The organism is Pseudomonas sp. B12(2026), assembly GCF_057767015.1.
Genome location: NZ_CM173430.1, coordinates 5,907,869 through 5,928,001 on the forward strand (window position 1 = coordinate 5,907,869; position 20,133 = coordinate 5,928,001).

20 protein-coding genes are annotated in these 20,133 nt (G+C 65.8%); 8 read left to right on the forward strand and 12 right to left on the reverse strand.

All coding sequences use genetic code 11. The features are described 5' to 3' along the window. Nucleotides 1-318: 318 nt before the first annotated feature. A complete protein-coding gene (locus tag AC3B6A_RS27365) occupies nucleotides 319-1,695 on the forward strand; it encodes an L-serine ammonia-lyase (RefSeq protein WP_488400225.1) in 1,377 nt (458 codons plus the stop codon). An 82-nt stretch (nucleotides 1,696-1,777) separates the two neighbouring features. Here the strand turns inward: AC3B6A_RS27365 and AC3B6A_RS27370 are convergent, their stop codons facing one another. After that, nucleotides 1,778-1,945 carry a hypothetical protein gene (locus AC3B6A_RS27370; protein ID WP_488400226.1) on the reverse strand — a complete coding sequence of 56 codons (168 nt, stop codon included), beginning with the start codon at nucleotides 1,943-1,945 and terminating at the stop codon, nucleotides 1,778-1,780. A gap of 123 nt (nucleotides 1,946-2,068) precedes the next feature. Between AC3B6A_RS27370 and gbdR the strand changes: the two genes are divergently transcribed. Next, nucleotides 2,069-3,175, forward strand: a complete 1,107-nt coding sequence (gbdR, locus tag AC3B6A_RS27375) for a choline metabolism transcriptional regulator GbdR (RefSeq protein WP_488400227.1) — start codon at nucleotides 2,069-2,071, stop codon at nucleotides 3,173-3,175. Between the two features lie 160 nt (nucleotides 3,176-3,335). Continuing rightward, nucleotides 3,336-4,799 carry a cyclic-di-GMP receptor FimW-related protein gene (locus tag AC3B6A_RS27380; protein WP_488400228.1) on the forward strand — a complete coding sequence of 488 codons (1,464 nt, stop codon included), beginning with the start codon at nucleotides 3,336-3,338 and terminating at the stop codon, nucleotides 4,797-4,799. Nucleotides 4,800-4,998: 199 nt separating this feature from the next. Here AC3B6A_RS27380 and AC3B6A_RS27385 read toward each other — a convergent pair whose 3' ends face one another. The 8 genes from AC3B6A_RS27385 to AC3B6A_RS27420 form a co-directional block, all read right to left on the reverse strand. Next, complete coding sequence (locus AC3B6A_RS27385; protein ID WP_488400229.1) at nucleotides 4,999-6,408, reverse strand: surface lipoprotein assembly modifier; 1,410 nt, start codon at nucleotides 6,406-6,408, stop codon at nucleotides 4,999-5,001. Nucleotides 6,409-6,489: 81 nt separating this feature from the next. Then, on the reverse strand, nucleotides 6,490-7,251 hold the full coding sequence (locus AC3B6A_RS27390) for a Slam-dependent surface lipoprotein (RefSeq protein ID WP_488400231.1): 762 nt from the start codon (nucleotides 7,249-7,251) through the stop codon (nucleotides 6,490-6,492). A gap of 334 nt (nucleotides 7,252-7,585) precedes the next feature. Continuing rightward, a complete protein-coding gene (locus tag AC3B6A_RS27395) occupies nucleotides 7,586-7,834 on the reverse strand; it encodes a hypothetical protein (RefSeq protein ID WP_488400232.1) in 249 nt (82 codons plus the stop codon). 263 nt (nucleotides 7,835-8,097) lie between these two features. Then, nucleotides 8,098-9,027 carry an alpha/beta hydrolase gene (locus AC3B6A_RS27400; RefSeq protein WP_488400233.1) on the reverse strand — a complete coding sequence of 310 codons (930 nt, stop codon included), beginning with the start codon at nucleotides 9,025-9,027 and terminating at the stop codon, nucleotides 8,098-8,100. 6 nt (nucleotides 9,028-9,033) lie between these two features. Beyond that, nucleotides 9,034-9,507 (reverse strand): thioesterase family protein, encoded by a 474-nt coding sequence (locus AC3B6A_RS27405; protein ID WP_488400234.1) that lies wholly within the window; start codon nucleotides 9,505-9,507, stop codon nucleotides 9,034-9,036. 82 nt (nucleotides 9,508-9,589) lie between these two features. Next, the gene (locus AC3B6A_RS27410; protein WP_488400235.1) at nucleotides 9,590-10,555 is read right to left on the reverse strand and encodes an L-carnitine dehydrogenase; all 966 of its coding nucleotides are present in this window, start codon (nucleotides 10,553-10,555) and stop codon (nucleotides 9,590-9,592) included. Between the two features lie 125 nt (nucleotides 10,556-10,680). Then, nucleotides 10,681-11,568 (reverse strand): 3-dehydrocarnitine:acetyl-CoA trimethylamine transferase CdhC, encoded by an 888-nt coding sequence (gene cdhC / locus AC3B6A_RS27415; RefSeq protein ID WP_488400236.1) that lies wholly within the window; start codon nucleotides 11,566-11,568, stop codon nucleotides 10,681-10,683. Between the two features lie 69 nt (nucleotides 11,569-11,637). Beyond that, nucleotides 11,638-12,576: a choline ABC transporter substrate-binding protein gene (locus tag AC3B6A_RS27420; RefSeq protein ID WP_488400237.1), complete on the reverse strand. Its 939-nt coding sequence runs from the start codon at nucleotides 12,574-12,576 to the stop codon at nucleotides 11,638-11,640. Between the two features lie 222 nt (nucleotides 12,577-12,798). Between AC3B6A_RS27420 and AC3B6A_RS27425 the strand changes: the two genes are divergently transcribed. Next, nucleotides 12,799-13,752: a GlxA family transcriptional regulator gene (locus tag AC3B6A_RS27425; RefSeq protein WP_488400238.1), complete on the forward strand. Its 954-nt coding sequence runs from the start codon at nucleotides 12,799-12,801 to the stop codon at nucleotides 13,750-13,752. A gap of 175 nt (nucleotides 13,753-13,927) precedes the next feature. Beyond that, complete coding sequence (locus AC3B6A_RS27430) at nucleotides 13,928-14,398, forward strand: nuclear transport factor 2 family protein (protein ID WP_488400239.1); 471 nt, start codon at nucleotides 13,928-13,930, stop codon at nucleotides 14,396-14,398. A gap of 152 nt (nucleotides 14,399-14,550) precedes the next feature. On the opposite strand, the gene AC3B6A_RS27435 is transcribed toward AC3B6A_RS27430, so the two are convergent. Continuing rightward, nucleotides 14,551-16,176 carry a GMC family oxidoreductase gene (locus tag AC3B6A_RS27435; RefSeq protein WP_488400241.1) on the reverse strand — a complete coding sequence of 542 codons (1,626 nt, stop codon included), beginning with the start codon at nucleotides 16,174-16,176 and terminating at the stop codon, nucleotides 14,551-14,553. Beyond that, a complete protein-coding gene (locus AC3B6A_RS27440) occupies nucleotides 16,163-16,363 on the reverse strand; it encodes a hypothetical protein (protein ID WP_488400242.1) in 201 nt (66 codons plus the stop codon). Before AC3B6A_RS27440 ends, AC3B6A_RS27435 begins: the two co-directional genes overlap by 14 nt. Before the next feature lie 471 nt (nucleotides 16,364-16,834). Here AC3B6A_RS27440 and AC3B6A_RS27445 point away from each other — a divergent pair, with 471 nt between their 5' ends. The 3 genes from AC3B6A_RS27445 to AC3B6A_RS27455 all read left to right on the forward strand — a co-directional run bounded on the left by AC3B6A_RS27445 (nucleotide 16,835) and on the right by AC3B6A_RS27455 (nucleotide 19,369). Further along, complete coding sequence (locus AC3B6A_RS27445; RefSeq protein WP_488400243.1) at nucleotides 16,835-17,749, forward strand: AEC family transporter; 915 nt, start codon at nucleotides 16,835-16,837, stop codon at nucleotides 17,747-17,749. Nucleotides 17,750-17,923: 174 nt separating this feature from the next. Further along, nucleotides 17,924-18,685: a TerC family protein gene (locus AC3B6A_RS27450; RefSeq protein ID WP_488400244.1), complete on the forward strand. Its 762-nt coding sequence runs from the start codon at nucleotides 17,924-17,926 to the stop codon at nucleotides 18,683-18,685. A gap of 75 nt (nucleotides 18,686-18,760) precedes the next feature. After that, nucleotides 18,761-19,369, forward strand: coding sequence for an SEN1982 family lipoprotein (locus tag AC3B6A_RS27455; RefSeq protein WP_488400245.1), 609 nt, complete (start codon nucleotides 18,761-18,763; stop codon nucleotides 19,367-19,369). Nucleotides 19,370-19,373: 4 nt separating this feature from the next. On the opposite strand, the gene AC3B6A_RS27460 is transcribed toward AC3B6A_RS27455, so the two are convergent. After that, nucleotides 19,374-19,856: an LEA/WHy family protein gene (locus tag AC3B6A_RS27460; protein ID WP_488400246.1), complete on the reverse strand. Its 483-nt coding sequence runs from the start codon at nucleotides 19,854-19,856 to the stop codon at nucleotides 19,374-19,376. Nucleotides 19,857-20,133 lie beyond the last annotated feature (277 nt).

Genomic DNA, 20,133 nt, shown 5'->3' on the forward strand with positions numbered 1-20,133 from the left:
AGGGGGCGCGCACGGTCCGATACCGTTCGTCGGGCCAGGATCATGGAGCAAGCCGGATTCCCGCGCCTATCGGCCAGTCGATGTCCGCCCCCGATATGTCGTGGGCAGGCACGCCTTCGTCGGCATGGGAACACCGGCGCCGCCTGTCGGCGCCAGCGTGCTCCGTCGCGGAGCGCCCGCGGCGCTTTTGGACATGGCCGGGTCGGTGCCGGAGGGGGCCGCGCAGGCGCTTGAGTCGATGATGGGCAGGCAACACGGGCGCAGGGACGCGCCCCTTCCCCCACCCTCGCAGGATGCGCAGCCCGCTCGGAGTCCGGCATGGCAATCAGTGTGTTCGACCTGTTCAAGATCGGTATCGGCCCCTCCAGCTCGCATACCGTCGGCCCCATGCGCGCCGCGGCGCTGTTCGTCGGCGTCCTGGGCGAGCGCCAGCTGCTCGAACGCACCCGCCGCATCGAAGTGCGGCTGTACGGCTCGCTGTCGGCCACCGGCGTCGGCCACGGCACCGACCGCGCGGTGATCATGGGCCTGATGGGCGAATGGCCCGACCGCATCGACCCCCGGCAGATCGAGCCGCGCATGGCGGCCCTGCGCGAATCCGGCGAACTGTCGCTGGCCGGCGTCCACCGCGTGCCCTTCGACTGGGTGCGCGACATGCGCCTGCTCGACGAGAACCTGCCCTACCACCCCAACGCCATGCGCCTGACCGCCTTCGACAACGACGGCGAACTGCACGGCGATACCTACTACTCCATCGGCGGCGGCTTCGTCGTCGACGAGCGCCAGGCCGCTTCCGGCAGCCTGGATACGGACGACACCGTCCTGCCCTACGACTTCTCCAGCGCCGCCGAACTGCTCACCCTGTGCCGCCGCCACGGCCTGCGCGTGTCCGAGCTGATGATGGCCAACGAGCGCATGTGGCGCGGCGAGACCGACATCCGCGAGGGCCTGAAGAGCATCTGGCAGGCCATGCGCGACTGCGTGAACAACGGCCTCAGCCAGGAAGGCATCCTCCCCGGCGGGCTCAACGTGCAACGCCGCGCCGCACGCCTGCACCGCAACCTGCAGGAAATCGGCAAGCCCAACGTCATCGGCTCGACCCTGAGCGCCATGGAGTGGGTCAACCTCTTCGCCCTGGCGGTGAACGAGGAAAACGCCGCCGGCGGACGCATGGTCACCGCGCCCACCAACGGCGCGGCGGGGATCATCCCGGCAGTGCTGCACTACTACATGCGCTTCAACCCCGACGCCCGCGAGAGCGACGTCACCGACTACTTCCTGGCCGCCGCCGCCGTCGGCATCCTGTGCAAGAAGAACGCGTCCATCTCCGGCGCCGAGGTCGGCTGCCAGGGCGAGGTCGGCTCGGCCTGCGCCATGGCCGCGGCGGGCCTCGCCGAAGTCCTCGGCGCCAGCCCCGAGCAGGTGGAGAACGCCGCCGAGATCGGCCTGGAACACAACCTCGGCCTGACCTGCGACCCGGTCGGCGGGCTGGTCCAGGTGCCCTGTATCGAACGCAACGCCATCGCCGCGGTGAAAGCCATCAACGCCGCCCAGATGGCCCTGCGCGGCGACGGCCAGCACTTCATCAGCCTCGACCAGGTGATCCGCACCATGCGCGACACCGGTGCCGACATGCACGACAAATACAAGGAAACCTCGCGCGGCGGCCTGGCCGTCAGCAGCATCGAATGCTGAGCCCGAAATCGACCACGCTGCCGCCGCTACGCCACATTCTGGCGCAGCGGTACGCACGTACCGACTCCCCGCCGAGCGTTACCTATTGGTGCATCGCGTCGCCGACCGGCTGAGCGGTGAGTGCTACCAAAATCCCCAGCCCTTTCCCCATGCGTATTTGCGACTTGCGGCAAGTCGCAATCCGATCCCTCAAAAACGGCATATTCATGCCGTTTTCTTTTTTTATTGAACGATCAATCAATGCAGGCATGGCATTTGCCTTGCAATAGGTAGAGGAACAGCCAGGGGACCGCCCAGGGCGGATTTCCCGAGCAGACAACAAGCATAAGAAACGCCTCCATAGAGGCGACTGTGACTAGCGTGAGGTGATCGAATGAACGCGTTCAACCCCGGAGCTGCGCCGCAAAACCGAGCTCCGCAGTCCATCGGCTTCCTGCTGCTGGACAACTTCACCCTGATCTCCCTGGCCTCGGCGGTCGAACCGCTGCGCATGGCCAACCAGCTCTCCGGTCGCGAACTCTACCGCTGGCACACCCTGAGCCTCGACGGCCGCCAGGTCTGGGCCAGCGACGGCCTGCAGATCACCCCCGACGCGGCCTGCGACAGCGCCCCGCAGATGGACACCCTGATCGTGGTCGGCGGCGTCGGCATCCAGCGCAGCGTCACCCGCGACCACGTCACCTTCCTCCAGGCCCAGGCCCGCCACGGCCGCAAGCTTGGCGCCGTGTGCACCGGCAGCTGGGCCCTGGCCCGCGCCGGCCTGCTCGACGGCTACGACTGCAGCGTGCACTGGGAATGCCTGGCCGCCATGCAGGAAGCTTTCCCCCGCGTGGCCATGAGCACCCGCCTGTTCTCCATCGACCGCAACCGCTTCACCTCCTCCGGCGGCACCGCGCCGATGGACATGGTGCTGCACCTGATCGGCCGCGAGCATGGCCGCGAACTCTCCGCCGCCATCTCCGAGATGTTCATCTACGAACGCATCCGCAACGAGCAGGACCACCAGCGCGTGCCGCTCAAGCACATGCTCGGCACCAACCAGCCGAAGCTGCAGGAAATCGTCGCGCTGATGGAAGCCAACCTCGAGGAGCCCATCGACCTCGACGAACTGGCCGTCTACGTCAACGTCTCGCGCCGCCAGCTCGAGCGCCTGTTCCAGAAGTACCTGCACTGCTCGCCGTCGCGCTACTACCTCAAGCTGCGCCTGATCCGCGCGCGCCAGCTGCTCAAGCAGACCTCCATGTCGATCATCGAAGTCGCCTCGGTCTGCGGCTTCGTCTCCACCCCGCACTTCTCCAAGTGCTACCGCGAATACTTCGGCATCCCGCCGCGCGACGAACGCCAGGGCCAGCCCATCGGCCAACCGGTCATGGTCATGCCCATCCCGCAGGACCTGGCCCTGATGCCCAACTCCTCGGCGATTTCCGCCCTCAGCCAGGCCCAGGGCGAATCCACCTTCGCCAGCGTGCGCGTGCTGTAAGCGCAAGCCGCGACCGTAAAAAGGGAGGCCTCGGCCTCCCTTTTTCGTGACGCCGTCCAGCATCCCGTCTGTTTCAGACTCATCCTAATCGCAAGCGCCAGGTAATCCCGCAGCCTCTGAAATTTCGCTGGGCTCAGCATATTTCAGAGGTACAGGAGACATGCGCACCACCCTTGAATACTTGGCAAAACGGACGCAGAAGCTCTACCGCACGGCCGACGAACTGGAGCACCAGCGCCTGACCGGCACCCAGTTCTACCGCGAGCTGGAGCGCCTGCGGCCGGAAATCTTCGATGTCAGCCGCAACCTCACCGACCTCTTCGCCGAACGCAGCACCATCCTCGAACAAGCCCGCGCGGACAGGGCCGAGCAACTCATCCTCGCCCTGCACCGGCGCCTGCTGATCGGCTACGGATTCCTCCTGCGGACCCGGCAGACCGAGCTCAAGTCCACGTCCCTGCTGATGCAGCGCATGCTGCGCAGCGCCCAGGAAATCTACTTCAGCCGCCTGCTGAACCAGCACGACGCCCCCGCCGGCCTGTGGACCCTGCTCCACCAGCTCTACCGGCGCGCCACCCACCTCGATGTCCAGCACCTGCCGGTGGGCGACGGCGAGTCCTTCGAACAGCGTGAGCAGACCGTCGGCGGCGGCTACCTGCACACCCTGCTCGTCGCCGGCTCGCGACCGCTGGAGATTCCACCATCCAGCCTGCCGGCGCTGATCGAATCCGCCCAGGCCTTCTCCTCCATCGTGCGCATCGGCCCGGAACAGGCGAACAGCTTCTGGCGGCTCGCCCACAACCAGGACCGCCCGTTCCGCGAAGCCGCCTCCGACGGCAGCGGCCTCGCCCTGGAACTGGACGAACTCCTCGGCATGCTGACGTGCTTCACCTCCGCCAGCGCGAGCACTGAAGGCTTCGACCTGAATGCCCACCTGCTCGCCTGCTGGGAAGGCAAAGCCGGCGCCCCCGTCGAACCCTGGCAAATCTGCCGCGGCGTCCAGGCCCTGCTCGCCCACCTCGGCGTGCACCAGGACACCAGGCTCGATGCCGGGCATTTCCTGCGCCAGCCGCAGGAGAGCGACATCTGGTCCCGGCATTCCAATGGTCGCGACCGGCTCGACGAACCGCTGACGCATCTGGATGACATCGAATTCACCCAGGCCCCTTCCGCGCTGCCGGAAACCTTCCCGCTGACATGGGTGCGCACCACCGAGCGACACTTCAGCGGGTGCTGGAGCGACTCGCCTCCCCCTGCCAACGGTGAATGGCTCGGCGTCCGCACGGCTCCCGCCGGGCCCTGGTGCCTGGCGCGCGTGGCGAGTGTGGAAACGACAGATAGCGGCGACTGCGAGTTGCGCGGCATCTGGCTATCGCAACAAATAACCCCCTGCCGCCTCACCCTGCGCGGCAAGACCCAAGCCAGCGCCACCCACCCCGCCTTGCTGCTGCAGGAGCCGGACGGGCCGCGCATCCTCTGCCCGTCCCTGCCGCTGGACAGCGGCCGCAAGGTGACGGTGGAAGACCAGGACCGCCGCTACGTCGCCCTGCTGGGTGAGGCGGTGGAGGGTATCTTCCCGCTCACCCCACTGGAACTGGAGCCCGACCTGCTGTCATCGGCCTGAGCCCGCATTCACGACCCTCATGCACCAGAAACAGAAAAAGGGAGGCCATCAGCCTCCCGTTCTCATGCAATGCACCGCTACTGAACAAACAACGCCCGATCATGAACTGATCCCTGAGTCATTGCTGGCATTAATAGCTGGCAACTGCTCGCAGCCATTGCAGTCACCGGATCTACTCGTCTTTTTCGAACACCTGGCTTCAGAAAGAGCGCGTAGCACTCAGATAAACCCGCTTTTGCTCGTAGCTGTAGTAGCCAATGTTGCTGTCGACTCGCCGATAGGAAAAGTTCAGCTTCGGCATCACGCTCAAGAAATAGATATTTCGATGCCAGAACGAAAGCAGGTAGTTCTCTTCTGTATCTCTGCGTCGAACGGAGAAAATATCATTCTCCGCCTCATAGACTCGCCGAAGTTCTCCGAGTGATAGCGATGCCCCCAGGGAATAAGGCAGCTCAGCCTCGAATCCCAATCTGACTCCCGCAAGATGGTTGGTGTCCGCGTCGGAGCGAGTAAATTGCTTACCAGCATCTACGCCACCATAAATGGCCAATCGGCTGCTGAACGCATAGCCCAACGTCGACGAGAGCAGCAGGTCATGCCCGTCGAGGTAGTCATATCCTGGATTGTCGTAGCGCAGACGCTGGTATTCGAGAGCCGTACCGGACTGCCAGTTCGGCGATAACAGCCGGCTGTATTCCGTACGCAATCCTCCACCGGCCGAATAGGGCTCCGTGCCGTACCAACGCTTTTCATAGAACGGCAGGAGCGACAGACGCTGTTGGGCATCGGAGTATGAATAGCCAAGATAGCTTCGCACTGTCACATCATCGAACCGATGGTTGTCCCAATAGCTTCTGCCGGCGACCTGCCCCTGGAACCTGATGCCGTGATGATCGGCCAGTGAAAAATCACGCAGTAATGACGCTGCGTAATCCAGCCCATGTCCATGTTGCGGATAGGAGTCTGCACTTCGCGCAAGCTGCCGATCACCGATCCTGATGTACTTTCCACTGGAGGCGTTATTGACGTTGTCGTCGTTCAGATAGCTCAGCTCCAGCGAGCCCGACCAGCCGGCGGCGCGATCGATCGCCGCCAGATAGTGCTGTACGTTCTCCGAGACCGCATCTGGCAGATGTTCGGATCTCGCTTTTTCGAACTGAAAACGGGCAGCGTCATATTGGCGGTTTTCGAACAACATGCGTGCCAGATCCAGCCGGATACGCGTCAGGTTCGGATTGGCCGCCAGCAGCTCGCGGTATACAGCGATGGCCCTCGCGTAATCGCCATCCTGCCGGGCCAGAGCACCGTCCGCGTATGCCAGCAGTATCGGGTCATGCTGCGGAGTGGCCCGATAGACAGGCAACAGGCTGCGCACCACATCCCATCGTTCATCGTCCACGGCCTGGCTGAGAAAGCGACCGGCCAGTACAGGATCGTTCTTGAGTTGCTCGTTGGTAATAGGATTGATGGAGACCCGGGTCTGCACCTGGCGATGATCCTCCGGGTGAATATCAACAGAGGCCGGGAGGGGAGTATTTTCCGGCGGAGCCCCGAACACAGCGGCAGGCGTAATCGCGGCCAGACAAGCAGCAACGTGAGTTACATTCATGGAGACAGGCAATTTCTGATGCGGATAAAAAAGAAGGGGAAAGACTTGTCTTTCCCCTTCCATCCTGTACGTCGCAGTTGCTTATTGTTTGGCTGCACCAAACGCCAGATTCTGCTTGGCATCCTTGAAGGTGGCGATGCCGGCCAGTTCTTGAGCGGCAGGGCCATAGAAATGCCCGGAGAAGTTGCCGTTCGCCGCGCCGGAAGTGGCGCCACCACTGAAGCCGCCGCCGTTGATGGTGCCTTTCATGGACACCGCATTGATAACGGCATTCTTCTCGGTCGCACCGGTGATGGTCTTCGCGCCGAAGTCGACATTGAAGTTGACCGACGTGCTGCCGCCGGTGACGGAGGTGCCATCGCTGGTATTGGTCCGGATCGCTTTACCCACATAGGTAGCGGTACCCGTGGTGGGCACCTGGCCTGCCTCCGTCGGGTTATTGCCGGTGTAGAAGTACACGGTGGTCGTGTGGGCCTTCGAGTACCACGCGCCATAACGTGCGTAGCCGGCGGAGCCATTGCTTGCATAGTTCATGGAGCCATTGGAACCACTGCTCATGCTGACACCCGGAGTGCCAGTCAGCGTATAAGTAACGCCGCCAGGCGTTACATAGGTTTGCCCCGAAGCGGTACCTGCGGTTGCGGCGCTGACAGGGATGGCCGTGGGAGTGCCGCCTGTATTTCCCGTGCTACCAGAGTTTCCGGTGTCACCCGGGTTCGTGGAAGGCTTTTCGGTAGCAGCCGCAGTGTAATTATTATGATGCCCTCCGCCAGAGGAGCAACCAACAACCAGGCTGGTCACTACAGCCGCCGCAAACAACTTTCCAAAGTTCGTGATTTCCATTCGTTCACTTTCCCCGTTATCCAGAAATAACCGCATGCTCGCGGCGAATATGAATATTTGCCGCTCGTCAGAAATCAAATCAATGGAGTTTGGGGCGGATGGATAACTTCACCCATCAGTAAAGAAAGTTCTTACATCGCAGGTAATAAGAGGAAAGAAATCGCGCTTGTTACGCAGGATAATAGTTGCAATGAAATGGAAAACTAATGCTTTAAGGAAACGCCGATACCTGCCGGGGCAGCACGGATTGGTCGCGGGCATTCTGGAACGTGGGCCGTTTCCCGTTCCCGATAGAAAACGGCGCACGGGAGCGGCTCTCCCGTGCGCCCAACGGTTACGGCCGGGGCACCAGCGCCGGCAGCAGCTGGCGGGAGATCGCCTCGCGCACGGCGGGCAGCAGGGTGGCGTTGCCGGCGAGCATTTCTTCCACCAGGCGGCGCAGGGCCAGCGAGCGCTCCGGGGTCAGGGCACGCACGGCGTATTCGCAAGCCTGTTCCGCGGTGACGTCCGGCGGCACGGCAAAGCCCAGCGCCTGCAGGCGCTCGCGGAAATCGTCCTGGTCGATCAGGTCGGCGTGCATCATGGCGGTTCTCCTGGAAACGGCTTGGGTTTCCATCGATTCTGGTAAGCCCGGCGGAGGGCGGCAAGCACCCGGCCGACGGAATGTCCGCAACGGGCACGCGCAGGTCGTTTTCGGCTAATCGCGTACACAGGCAAATCGGCAGACTGAAATCCATACCGAACCCGGAAGCCTTGCCGGCCCGGGCTTCGAGCACACTGAGAGGCCGATATCGGCTCGCTTTCTCCCCTGTCACGCGTCGGGCGTCCCAGGGGATTTTTTTGTCCTCAGCGCAGCCAGCGGCGCAGCGTCTCCAGCAGCGCGGCGCGCAGCTGCACGACCTCGTCCGCGTCGCGCGCCCGCAGGCAGCCGTGGACCAGCCCTGCCCCCGGGAAATATTCGACGGCCACCCCCGCCTCGCGCAGGCGGTCCCGATAGAGCGCGCCGTCGTCGCGCAGCGGATCGAACTCGGCGACGGCGATGAAGGCCTGCGGAAGACCACTGAAGTCACCCGCCCGCAACGGCAGCGCCAATGGATCGCGGCGATCCCCGGCATTGGGCAGGTAGGCGGCCAGGCAGGCGTCGAGGTCCGCGCGCGACAACAGCGGAGCATCGGCGCAGGCCGCCCGCGAGGGTGTTTCGCCGTTGCCGAGGGCCGGGTAGATCAGGACCTGCCCTGCGGGCGGCGGCTCGCCCGCCTCCCGCAGGGCCAGGCAGAGTGCGGCGGCGAGGTTGCCGCCGGCGCTGTCGCCCATCACCAGCAGCCGCGACCTGTCCACGGGCTCGCCGAGGGTGCCGGCGTACAGGCGGCGCCAGACGGCGAGGCAGTCGTGCAACGCGGCGGGGAACGGGTGCTCCGGCGCCAGCCGATAGTCCACCGCGACCACCAGCGCGCCCAGCTCCAGCGCCAGTTCGGCGGTGATGAACTCGTGGGAACCGATGCCGCCCAGCATCCAGCCGCCGCCGTGCAGGTAAAGCACGGTGGGCCAGCCGGCGTCCGGCGAGGTACCCGCCGGACGGCACAGGCGGACCGTGGGCAGGCGATCCAGGCACAGCTCGCTGATGCGCAGGCCCGGCGGGCGCGGCGGCGTGAAGGTCACCGCCATGCGCTCATAGGCCAGGCGCTGGGCGGCGATGGACGGATCGCTTGTGGCGAAGGCCTGGGTCTGCGCGACGAAGGCCTGCATGGCGGCGGACAGCGGGTAGCGCCCCATCACTGGCGCTCACCCCGGCAGGCCGATGGTGCGCCCGACATGCTCCGGGCGCGGCAGGCTGCGGTGCGCCTCGGCCAGCGCCAGCACACGTTCCAGCACTACGCCGTCGAAGGGCGACGAGTGCGCGCCGCCATCCAGGTTCACATGCAGCAGCATCTGCTCGCTGGCGGCCAGGGCGAGGGCTTCGCCGGCGCGGTGCAGGCTGTGGAAAACGTGCAGGCGCTTGCGGTCGTGGGCAATCAGCTGGGTGCGTACTTCCACCGGTTCGCCTTCCTTCACTTCGTGCAGGTAGTTGAGGTGGACTTCGAGGGTGAACAGCGAGTTGTGGGTCGCCGCGCGGTTGTCCGCATCAAGACCCAGATGGTCCATCAGGGCGTCGGTGGCGTAGCTGAACAGCAGCAGGTAGAAGGCGTCGCGCAGGTGGCCGTTGTAGTCGGTCCACTCGGCGAGGATGGGGGTTTCGTAGGTTTTCAGGGCGTGCATGGCGGCGTGTCCGTGAGGCCTCACCCCGGCCCTCTCCCAGGGGGAGAGGGGGTGGTTCGGAGCGGGTGGTGAACGGAAGAGGTTAGTCGGCGAAGGCGAAGCCGTGTTTCGCCTTGGTCTCCTTGATCGCTCCGAGCACCGCCAGCAGGCAGTCGTCGCGGTAGCGCTCCAGCTCGGCGATGCTGCGCGTGCCCTGCTGCTCGGCGGTGCCTTCCACCACGCGGTCGATCAGGGTTTCGGTCAGCTCGGGGGCGGGCAGGTAGGTCCAGGGCAGTTGCAGCGCCGGACCGAACTGGGCCATGAAGTGGCGCATCCCGGCGTTGCCGCCGGCCAGAGTGTAGGTGAGGAAGGTGCCCATGAAGGACCAGCGCAGGCCGGCGCCGAAGCGGATGGCGTCGTCGATCTCGCCGGTGCTGGCAACGCCGTCGTTGACCAAGTGCAGCGCCTCGCGCCACAGGGCTTCGAGCAGGCGGTCGGCGATGAAGCCGGGGACTTCCTTGCGCACGTGCAGCGGGCGCATGCCGAGGGATTCATAGACCTGGATGGCGGCCTGGACGGCTTCCGGCGCGGTCTTCTCGCCGCCCACCACTTCCACCAGCGGCAGCAGGTAGACCGGGTTGAACGGGTGGCCAACCACGCAGCGCTCGGGGTGCGTGGCATCGGCGTAGAACTCGCTGGGCAGCAGGCCCGAGGTGCTGGAGCCGATCAGCGCGTTGGGCTTGGCGGCGGCACTGATCCTGGCGTGCAGCTCGCATTTCAGGTCGAGGCGTTCGGGGGCGCTTTCCTGGATGAAGTCGGCGTCGCGCACGCATTCTTCGATGGTGGCGACGAAGCGCAGGCGATCGGGCGAGGCGCCGGGGGCGAGGCCGGCCTTCTCCAGCGCCGGCCAGGCGTTGGCGATGCGTGCGCGCAGCGCGGCTTCGGCGCCGGGAGCCGGGTCCCAGGCGATGACGTCGAGGCCGTGGGCCAGGGCGCGGGCGATCCAGCCGCTGCCGATGACGCCGCTGCCGAGGGCGGCGAAGCTCTTGATGTGGGTGATGAAGGACATGGAAGACTCCAGCAGGAATGGGGGTTACCTGTAGGACCGAGGGGGCGCCTAGCCCTTGCTCGCGAACATGAGCCCACAGCGGGGCGGGTTCGCGAGCAAGCTCGCTCCTACGAAAAGCGTTGCGGTCAGGTACGGGGCTTGAGGTTCATCTTCCTGCGCCCTTCGGCCGGGGTCAGGGCGCGGCCGCCGAGGCGTTCGATGATCTCGATGGCGCGTTCGACCAGTTGGCCGTTGCTGGCATGCACGCCACGGTCGAGCCAGATGTTGTCCTCCAGGCCGACCCGCACGTTGCCGCCCAGCAGCATGGCCTGGGCGACCATGGGCATCTGCGAGCGGCCGATGCCGAAACCGGCCCAGGTCAGGCCGTCGGGGATGTTGTCGGCCATGGCCTTCATGGTGGTGGTGTCGGCCGGCGCGCCCCAGGGGATGCCCAGGCAGATCTGGATCAACGGGTCTTCCAGCAGGCCTTCCTTGAGCATCTGCCTGGCGAACCAGAGGTGGCCGGTGTCGAAGATTTCCAGCTCGGCCTTCACGCCCAGCTCGGTGATGCGCTTGGCGCCGGCGCGCAGCTGGGCCGGGGTGGAGACGTAGATGAAGTCGCCGTCGCCGAAGTTGAGGGTGCCGCAGTCCAGGGTGCAGATTTCCGGCAGCAGTTCCTCGACGTGCTTGAGCCGCTCCAGCGGGCCGACCAGGTCGGTGCCGGCGCCGAACTCCAGCGGCTGCTCGCCCTGGCCGATCTGCAGGTCGCCGCCCATGCCGGCGGTGAGGTTGATGATGACGTCGGTGTCGCTCTCGCGGATGCGCTCGACCACTTCGCGGTAGAGGTTCACGTCGCGGCTCGGCTTGCCGGTCTGCGGGTCGCGCACGTGGCAGTGGGCGACGGTGGCGCCGGCCTTGGCGGCCTCGATGGCGGCGGCGGCGATTTCCTTGGGGGTGACGGGGATGGCCGGGTGCTTGCCGACGGTGTCGCCGGCGCCGGTCACCGCGCAGGTGACGATGACTTCATGGTTCACGGTGGCACTCCTTATTGCGGGCGAACGGAACCCCTGCGCGGCGAGGCGCAGGGTGTCCTGTAGAGGGAGTTACTTGAGCGAGGCCTGGACGACGCCGAGGCCGTCCTTGCCGTCGAAGGTGGTCACGCCGTCGAGCCACTTCTGCAGGGACTCGGGGTGCGCCTTGAGCCAGGCCCTGGCGGCGTCCACCGGCTGGGTGCGGTCGAGGATCGGCTCCATCACCTGGCTGACCTGTTCGCTGGTGAAGCTCAGGTTGTGCAGCAGCCTGGCGACGTTGCCGCACTGCTGCTGGTAGCCGCCGGCGGTCATGATGGAGACGGTGGCGGAGCCTTCGTCGGGGCCGAACACGTCGCCGCTGCCGGTGAGGTATTTCATGTCGATCTGCAGGTTCATCGGGTGCGGCTTCCAGCCGAAGAACACCACCCACTGCTTGCGCTTGATGGCGCGCTTGACCGCGGTGAGCATGCCGGCCTCGCTGGACTCGACGACCTGGAAGCCCTTCAGGCCGAACTTGTCCTGGGTGATCATCTCGGCGGTGATGCGGTTGGAGCCGCTGCCCGGCTCGATCAGGTAGATCTTGTTGCCCAGCTGGTCCCGGAATTTCGCGATGTCGGCGAAGGTCTTCAGACCGCCGTCGTAAACGTAGGTCGGCACGGCGTAGGTGGACTGCGCGTCGGCCAGGGTCGGCGGGGTGATGACGTCGATCTGCTGCTTTTCCAGGTAGGGCCTGGCGACCGGTTGCATGGTCGGTTGCCAGTAGCCGAGGAACAGGTCCAGCTGTTTGTCGGCCATGCCGGCCAGGATGATCTGCTGCGAGGCGCTGGTCTGCTTGACCTTGTAGCCCAGGCCGTCGAGCACGGCTTCGGCGATGGCGCTGCTGGCCACCACGTCGGTCCAGTTCACCGTGCCCATGCGCACGTCCCGGCACTGCGCGGGCTCGGCGGCCCAGGTGGTGCTGGCGGCGACTGACAGCACGGCACAGCAGAGCGCTTTGATCGATTGCTTCATGACATCTCCCACAAGGCCTTTGCGGCGTTGGTTATCGTTGTTGTTTTGTCATGCGGTCCCTTGCGGGGACTGGTGTTCACGTTACGCAGCCGCAGGCGGGGCGAATCGCACTGCGGCGACCAGCTCTTGCACAGCAGCGACCACCCCGATTGCCAGCGCCGGCCAATTGCACTATGCCAATCGAACGCCACCCGGCCGCCCCCGAATCGCACGGTACCCGCCATGTCCCAAGACTTCTGGTTCCTGCTGTTGCCCGGCTTTTCCGTGATGGGTTTCGTCTCCGCCGTGGAGCCGCTGCGGGTGGCCAACCGCTTCCGCGGCGAGCTGTATCGCTGGCACCTGCTCAGCCTGGACGGCGGGCCGGTGCTGGCCAGCAACGGCATGTCGATGAATGCCGACGGCGGCCTGGGAGCGCTCGGACCGGGCGATACCCTGCTGGTGGTGGCCGGCTTCGAGCCGCTGCGCGCCTGCACTCCGGCGCTGCTGCAGTGGCTGCGCCGGCTCGACCGCGATGGCGTGACCCTGGGCGGCATCGACACCGGCAGCTTCGTGCTGGCCGAGGCCGGGCTGCTGCAGCGCCAGCGCTGCACGGTGCACTGGGAGGCGCTGGAGGCCTTCCGGGAGACTTATCCACAGGTGCAGGCGACCCAGGAACTGTTCGAGATCGACGGCCGGCGCATCAGCTCCGCCGGCGGCACCGCGTCCATCGACCTGATGCTCGACCTGATCGCCCAGGCCCACGGCCCGGAGCTGGCGGTGCAGGTCTCCGAGCAGTTCGTGGTCGGGCGCATCCGCACCCGCCAGGATCACCAGCGTCTGCAGGTGGCCAGCCGCTACGGGGTGAACAACCGCAAGCTGGTGCGGGTGATCGGCGAGATGGAGCGCCACACCGAGCCGCCGCTCTCCACCCTCGAACTGGCCGAGCACATCCAGGTCACCCGGCGCCAGTTGGAGCGCCTGTTCCGCCTGCACCTGCACGACACGCCATCGAACTTCTATCTCGGCCTGCGCCTGGACAAGGCGCGCCAGCTGCTGCGCCAGACCGACATGAGCGTGCTGGAAATTGGCGTGGCCTGCGGCTTCGAGACGCCTTCGTACCTGTCGCGCAGCTACCGGGCGAAGTTCGGCGTGTGCCCGAGCCAGGACCGGGGCGGATTGCACAAGAGGCTGTTGTAGGAGCGAGCTTGCTCGCGAACCCGCCCAGCTCTTGAGTCGCCGGTTGACTCTGTTCGCGAGCAAGAGCGTCGCGCGGCGATTGGCAATATCTGTGGGGTCACCGTCATTTACCCATTGCCGGGTCGGGCGGAGGATGGGCACCAGGTTCCTCACCACCCGCCTATCGGAGGCCACCATGAGCGAAGTCCGTCCCCCTCTCCCGCCCTTCACCCGGGAAACCGCCATCGAGAAAGTCCGCCTCGCCGAAGACGGCTGGAACAGCCGCGATCCCCACCGCGTATCGCTGGCCTACAGCCCCGACAGCCGCTGGCGCAACCGCGCGACCTTCGTCCAGGGCCGCGAGCAGATCGTCCAGTTCCTCACCGGCAAATGGGTCCGCGAGCAGGAATACCGGCTGATCAAGGAACTCTGGGCCTTCACCGACAACCGCATCGCCGTGCGCTTCGCCTACGAGTGGCACGACGATTCGGGCAACTGGTTCCGCTCCTACGGCAACGAGAACTGGGCGTTCGACGAGAACGGCCTGATGTATGAACGCCACGCCTGCATCAACGACCTGCCGATCAGCGAGGACCAGCGCCTGTTCCACTGGCCCCTGGGGCGCCGGCCGGACGATCACCCGTCTCTGAGCGAGCTGGGGTTGTAGGGGTTTATCCACAACCTGGGATTATCGGAACGGACACCGGCCTGCCGGTCGGTTCGCGGATAGATCCGCTCCTACGAGAGCCAATCCAGCGCTGTGGATAACCGTAGGAGCGGACCTTGTCCGCGAAAGGCGCTCGAAGGGCGCCCTTGATATCAGGCCGGGACGGCCTGGGCCGGTGCGGCAGATGTCGTGCGGCTCTCCTCCAGGATCATCGCCGCCGCGCGCTCGCCGAGCATGATGCACGGCGCGTTGGTGTTGCCGCTGATGAGCGTCGGCATGATCGACGCGTCCACCACGCGCAGACCCTTCAGGCCGTGCACGCGCAGGCGCAGGTCGACCACCGCCATGGGGTCTTCGCCCATCTTGCAGGTGCCCACCGGGTGGAACACGGTGGCGGCGTATTCGCGCAGGTGTTCGAGCAGTTGCTCGTCGGTCTGCACCTGCGGGCCGGGCAGCATCTCGGCGCCACGGAGGCTGTCGAACTCCGGCTGGGCGAGGATCCTGCGCGCCAGCTTGACGCCTTCCACCAGCACGCGGCCGTCTTCCTCGTTGGCGAGGAAGTTGTAGTCGATCTCGATGTCGCCGCCGGGCTTCACACGCAACTCGCCGATGCTCTTCGGGCGCAGCACGCAGGTGTGCACGGCGTAGCCATGGCCCCATTCGAACAGGCGGCCACGGTGGCTGCGATAGCCGGGCACGAAGTGGAACTGCACGTCGGCCAGCCCCTCCGCCAGCGGGGTGCGGGCGAAGCCGCCGGCCTCGACGTAGTTGGTGGTCAGCCAGCCTTTCTTCGCCAGCAGGTACTTGAACGGCGAGAGCAGAATCTGCGGCAGCGAACCAAGGGAGAAGCCCAGGCTCAGCGGGCTGGGCGAACGCACGGTGACCAGGCCGTCGAGATGGTCCTGGAGGTTCTTGCCCACGCCCGGCAGGTCGTGTTTGACCGGGATGCCGGCGGCCTTCAGCTCGGCGCCCGGGCCGATGCCGGAGGCCAGCAGGATCTGCGGCGAGCCGAGGGAACCGGCGGACAGGATCACCTCGCGGCGCGCCTGCAGGCGTTCGCCGCTGCGCAGCTCGATGCCGGTGACACGCCCGCCGTCCAGCAGCAGGCGGCCCACCTGACGGCCGGTCAGCACGCTGAGGTTCGGGCGCTGCAGCGGCGCGACGAAGGCGCGGTAGCTGCTCAGGCGCCTGGCGTCCTTCTGGGTCACGTTGTAGATGCCGACGCCCTCGAACTCGCGGCCGTTGAAGTCGTCGTTGCGGCGCAGGCCGAGGCGTTCGGCGGCCTTGATGAACAGGTGCGACAGCGGGTTGGGGTCACGCGGCTTGTCCACCATCAGCTCGCCCAGGGTCCCGTGCAGGGCCGGGTCCTGGCCGAGCAGGTTGCGTTCGGATTTCCTGAAGAACGGCAGCACGTCCTTCCAGCCCCAGCCGGGGCAGCCTTCGGCTTCCCAGCGGTCGTAGTCCGAGGCGTGGCCGCGGATGTAGATCATGCTGTTCATCGAGCTCGAACCGCCGAGGGCCTTGCCGCGCGGGCAATGCAGCGAGCGGTTGTTCAGGCGCTTCTGCGGCGCGGAGTAGAAGTTCCAGCTGAACACCTTGCTCTTGTACAGCGTGATGGTGCCGGCCGGGGTCTGCACGCGCGGGCTGGCATCGCTGCCGCCGGCCTCCAGCAGGCCGACGCGCACGGAGGGGTCGGCGCTCAGGCGGTTGGCCAGGACGCAGCCGGCGGAGCCGGCGCCGACGATGAGGTAATCGAAGGTTTGCTCAGTGGAAGACATGGTCGTTACCGATTGGCGTGGGAAGTGTCGGGTAGCGCCGCACAGCGCCCATCGCGCGGCGGCGGGCCTGTTCCTTGACGTTGCCCGGGTCACGGGCTGGATACAGGGTGCCGGCCCGCGCGTTGGAAACGGCGTCGGTGGCCATGCCGGAATCCGCGCTGTAGCGCGCGGGCAAGAACTTGATCATTAAGCACTCCCACAGCCGTTTGGCTTTTTTGTCGATGTACTGCGGCAGTGGCCAGGAGGCCGGGGAAACCGGGACATGCGCGGGCTTTGGGCTCTGTGGCGCAGGCGTCTGGAACGCGCTCGCCGGCGGCATGCGACCCAGGGATGGTGGCCGAAGGGGGAGGCTCGGAAAATTATTAAATATGTCGTTGCGTCATAAGAAAAAGCTGCCTTGCCAGCGAAATCGCACCCGTCCGGTGCAGCGCAGCCGGGGCGTGCGCGCCGGTTGATCGCCGCGGCTGGGCGGGGAGCGCCTGGCGCCTGCATGCGAACAGCCACGCGGTTGCGCCCGGCGCCCTGTGGAAAAGCTTTCCACAGGGCGATTCCACGGTGGAAAACCCCGCCAGGGCGGAACAAGGAATTATCCACAGACCTTGCCGCAGGCGCGCGCGACTAGGCAAGATGCCGGCTCCTCCACCATCGCGGGGTCGCCGTGACCGCTCTGTTCCAGGCCCTCTGGCCATTGTTCGCGCTGATCGTCGGCGGCCATGTGCTGCGTCGCAGGGGATTCCCCGGCGAGGCCTTCTGGCCCGCCGCCGAGCGACTGAATTATTTCATCCTGTTTCCAGCGCTATTGGCCGGCAGCCTGGCCAGTGCGCCGCTGGACGACCCGGGCCTGGCCCGCCAGGCGCTGGCGGTGATGCTCGGCCTGGGCGTGGCCTGGGTCGCCCTGCTGATCGCCAAGCGCCTGCGCGGCTGGAGCGCGGCGCGCTTCGGCGCCATCGCCCAGGGCGTGCTGCGCTTCAACACCTACCTGGGGCTGGCCGCCGTGGGCAGCCTGTACGGCAAGCCCGGCCTGACCCTGGCCGCGCTGATGCTGGCGCTGATGGTGCCGACGGTGAACGTGATGTCGGTCTGGGCGCTCACCGCCGAGCGCGGCATCAGCCTGCGCGCGCTGCTGCTGCCGATCGTGCGCAACCCGCTGATCCTCGCCTGCCTGGCCGGTGCGCTGCTCAACCTGAGCGGCATCGGCCTGCCCGGCGGCAGCGACCGGCTGTTCAACCTGCTGGCGGTGGCCAGCCTGCCGCTGGGCCTGCTCTGCGTGGGCGCGGCGCTGCAGCCGCAGGAGCTGCGCGCGGAGGTCCCGGCGCTGGGCTGGAACTGCGTGGTCCGCCTGCTGGGGATGCCGCTGCTGGCCTTCGCCATCGCCCGCCTGCTGGCCCTGCCGGCGCTGGAAAGCGCGCTGCTGGTGCTGTTCTTCGCCCTGCCCACCGCCCCGACGGCCTACGTGCTCACCCGCCAGCTGGGCGGCGAGAGCCACCTGATGGCGGGGATCATCACCCTGCAGACGCTGCTGGCCGGCGCCAGCCTGCTGCTGGTGATGGGGGCGATCCAGGCGCTCGCCTGAAACGCCCCACTTTGGCCGCCGACAGGCGGGCCACTCACGTGCCTCACGTCGATTGACGCTTTCTCCCGCGGCGAGCTCCCGGTACTCTCGCAGGCCGCCGCGCACGCCGGCAATGGCCCGCACTCGGCGCCGGACCTGTTTTCCCTGTTCAACGACTGACTCGAGAAACCCGTAATGGAATGGCTGACCAGCCCTGAAATCTGGATTGCGTTCTTCACCCTGACTGCCCTGGAGATCGTCCTGGGCATCGACAACATCATCATGATCTCCATCCTGGTCGGCCGCATGCCCAAGGCCATGCAGCCGCGCACGCGCTTCTTCGGGCTGGCGCTGGCGATGATCACGCGCATCATGCTGCTGCTGTCGATCACCTGGGTCATGCGCCTCACCGCCGACCTGTTCCACCTGTTCGAGCAGGGCATTTCCGGGCGCGACCTGATCCTGTTCTTCGGCGGCCTGTTCCTCCTGTGGAAAAGCAGCACCGAGATCTTCCACGGCCTGGAAGGCGAAGACGACACCGAGGGCGAACCCAAGAGCATGATGGGCGGCTTCCTCGGCACCATCGTCCAGATCGCCATCATCGACATCGTGTTCTCGCTGGACTCGGTGATCACCGCGGTGGGCATGGTCTCCAACGTGCCGGTGATGGTCGCCGCGATCGTCGCCGCGGTGCTGGTGATGATGCTGGCCGCCGGCTCCATCAGCGACTTCATCGACAAGCACCCGTCGCTGAAGATGCTCGCGCTGTCGTTCCTGATCGTGGTCGGCACCGTGCTGATCGCCGAGGCCTTCGAAGTCCATGTGCCCAAGGGCTACGTCTACTTCGCCATGGCCTTCTCGCTGGCGGTGGAAGCGCTGAACATCCGCATGCGCACCGCGCTGGGAAAGAAGGAAGCGGACCCGGTGAAACTTCGGAAAGACATCCCCGGCCAATAACCGGCCTCATCCACTGTTATGATCTGCGCGGCCCGAGATAGAGGGCCGCGTTCATTTCCAAGGATGAGAAAGATCATGCCCCGAAAGCTCTCTGTAGCCGGCGTACTGTCGGTATCGCTCCTGCTCGCCGCCTGTTCCGGCGGAAAACCCTCCAACGATGAAATCCTTAATCAGCTGGCCTCCCTCAAGCTGGATGAGCCTGCCTGCGCCACCGGGATGTTCGAGCAAATCCCCGTCACGCTCGGTACTCAAGGTGCGCCAGGCGAAGACGATGCAAAGTCTTTCGATGCCCTCGTGAAGGTCGGCCTACTGAACAAGGACGGGCTGACCTATACCCTTACGGCAGCCGGCAAGAGCGCCTATAAGCCCGAATACAAGGGCTTCTGCTATAGCGATGGGTTCAATGTCCAGATCAAGGACGTCTCGGAGCTGGGCAAAGATGAGTTTGGCCCAGCGGTAGAAAAAGGCTGGCTGGTGACCTTGGAGCTGACACCCCGCAATCTTCAGGACTGGGTGAAAAGTCCTGAGTTGCTGGCTAGCGCCGAGCGCACATCACTGGAAAAGATCAGTGCTCCACAGATTGAGCGCGTGAACCTCCTCAAACTCCGCGGCGAGGACGGCTTCAAGGTAAGCGCGCCGTGGTTGTCCATTGATCGCGGCATTTATTTCAGCCGCAGTTGGTAGACCTTCAAGGGCGTGCGACCGGCTCCGGCCAGTTCAGCACGCCCTTGTCGTTGAAGCGCACCGTGCCGAACAGCCCGCCGGCCAGCTTGCCGTTGATCTCGTAGGGCATGCCCTGGCGCGGTGGCCCGCCGGACAGGCCCCAGGCCTGGCGGAAGGCGGAGAACGCCGAGATGCTGATCGGCACGCTGATCACTTTTTCGCCAAAGCGCGGCACCTGCCCGCTGGCATCGCTCACCCCGCTGGCCAGCGGCTGGCCGTTCACCGCCAGGTCCAGGGCGATGCCGTTGAAGTCGATGGCCCGCTCGTTGGGGTTCTGCACCCGCAGCTTCACCAGGAAGCGCGCCTCCATGCCCTGCCCGGGCAACGGTTCCAGCCCGACCAGGTCGACCCGCAACGGATCGCGGCCGAACAGGCTGCTGCACGCCCCCAGCGCCAGCAGCAGGGCGATCAGGCCGGCCCGCAGAACGCGCGCTCGCACATATCCCATGCACACTCCTCGCTCGCCGGGCCGCATGCCCGGCAGTGACTCTGTTCCCCGTGATTCTATCCACAGGGCATCCCGTCCGCGCGGGTTGCGGGAAATTCGCTGGCGCGCCGCCACATCCCGCCCGGATCGGCTTTACTCAAGCACAGGAACCCCAGCGAATCAGGCATTTGGCGAACCCTCAGGGACGGACGGGGGTCTACCAAGACAGTTAGATGACAACGCCTGCACGCTGCCGTGTCCTTATCGGCCTCCCGCGCTTCCGGGTTGCGGGCAAGGT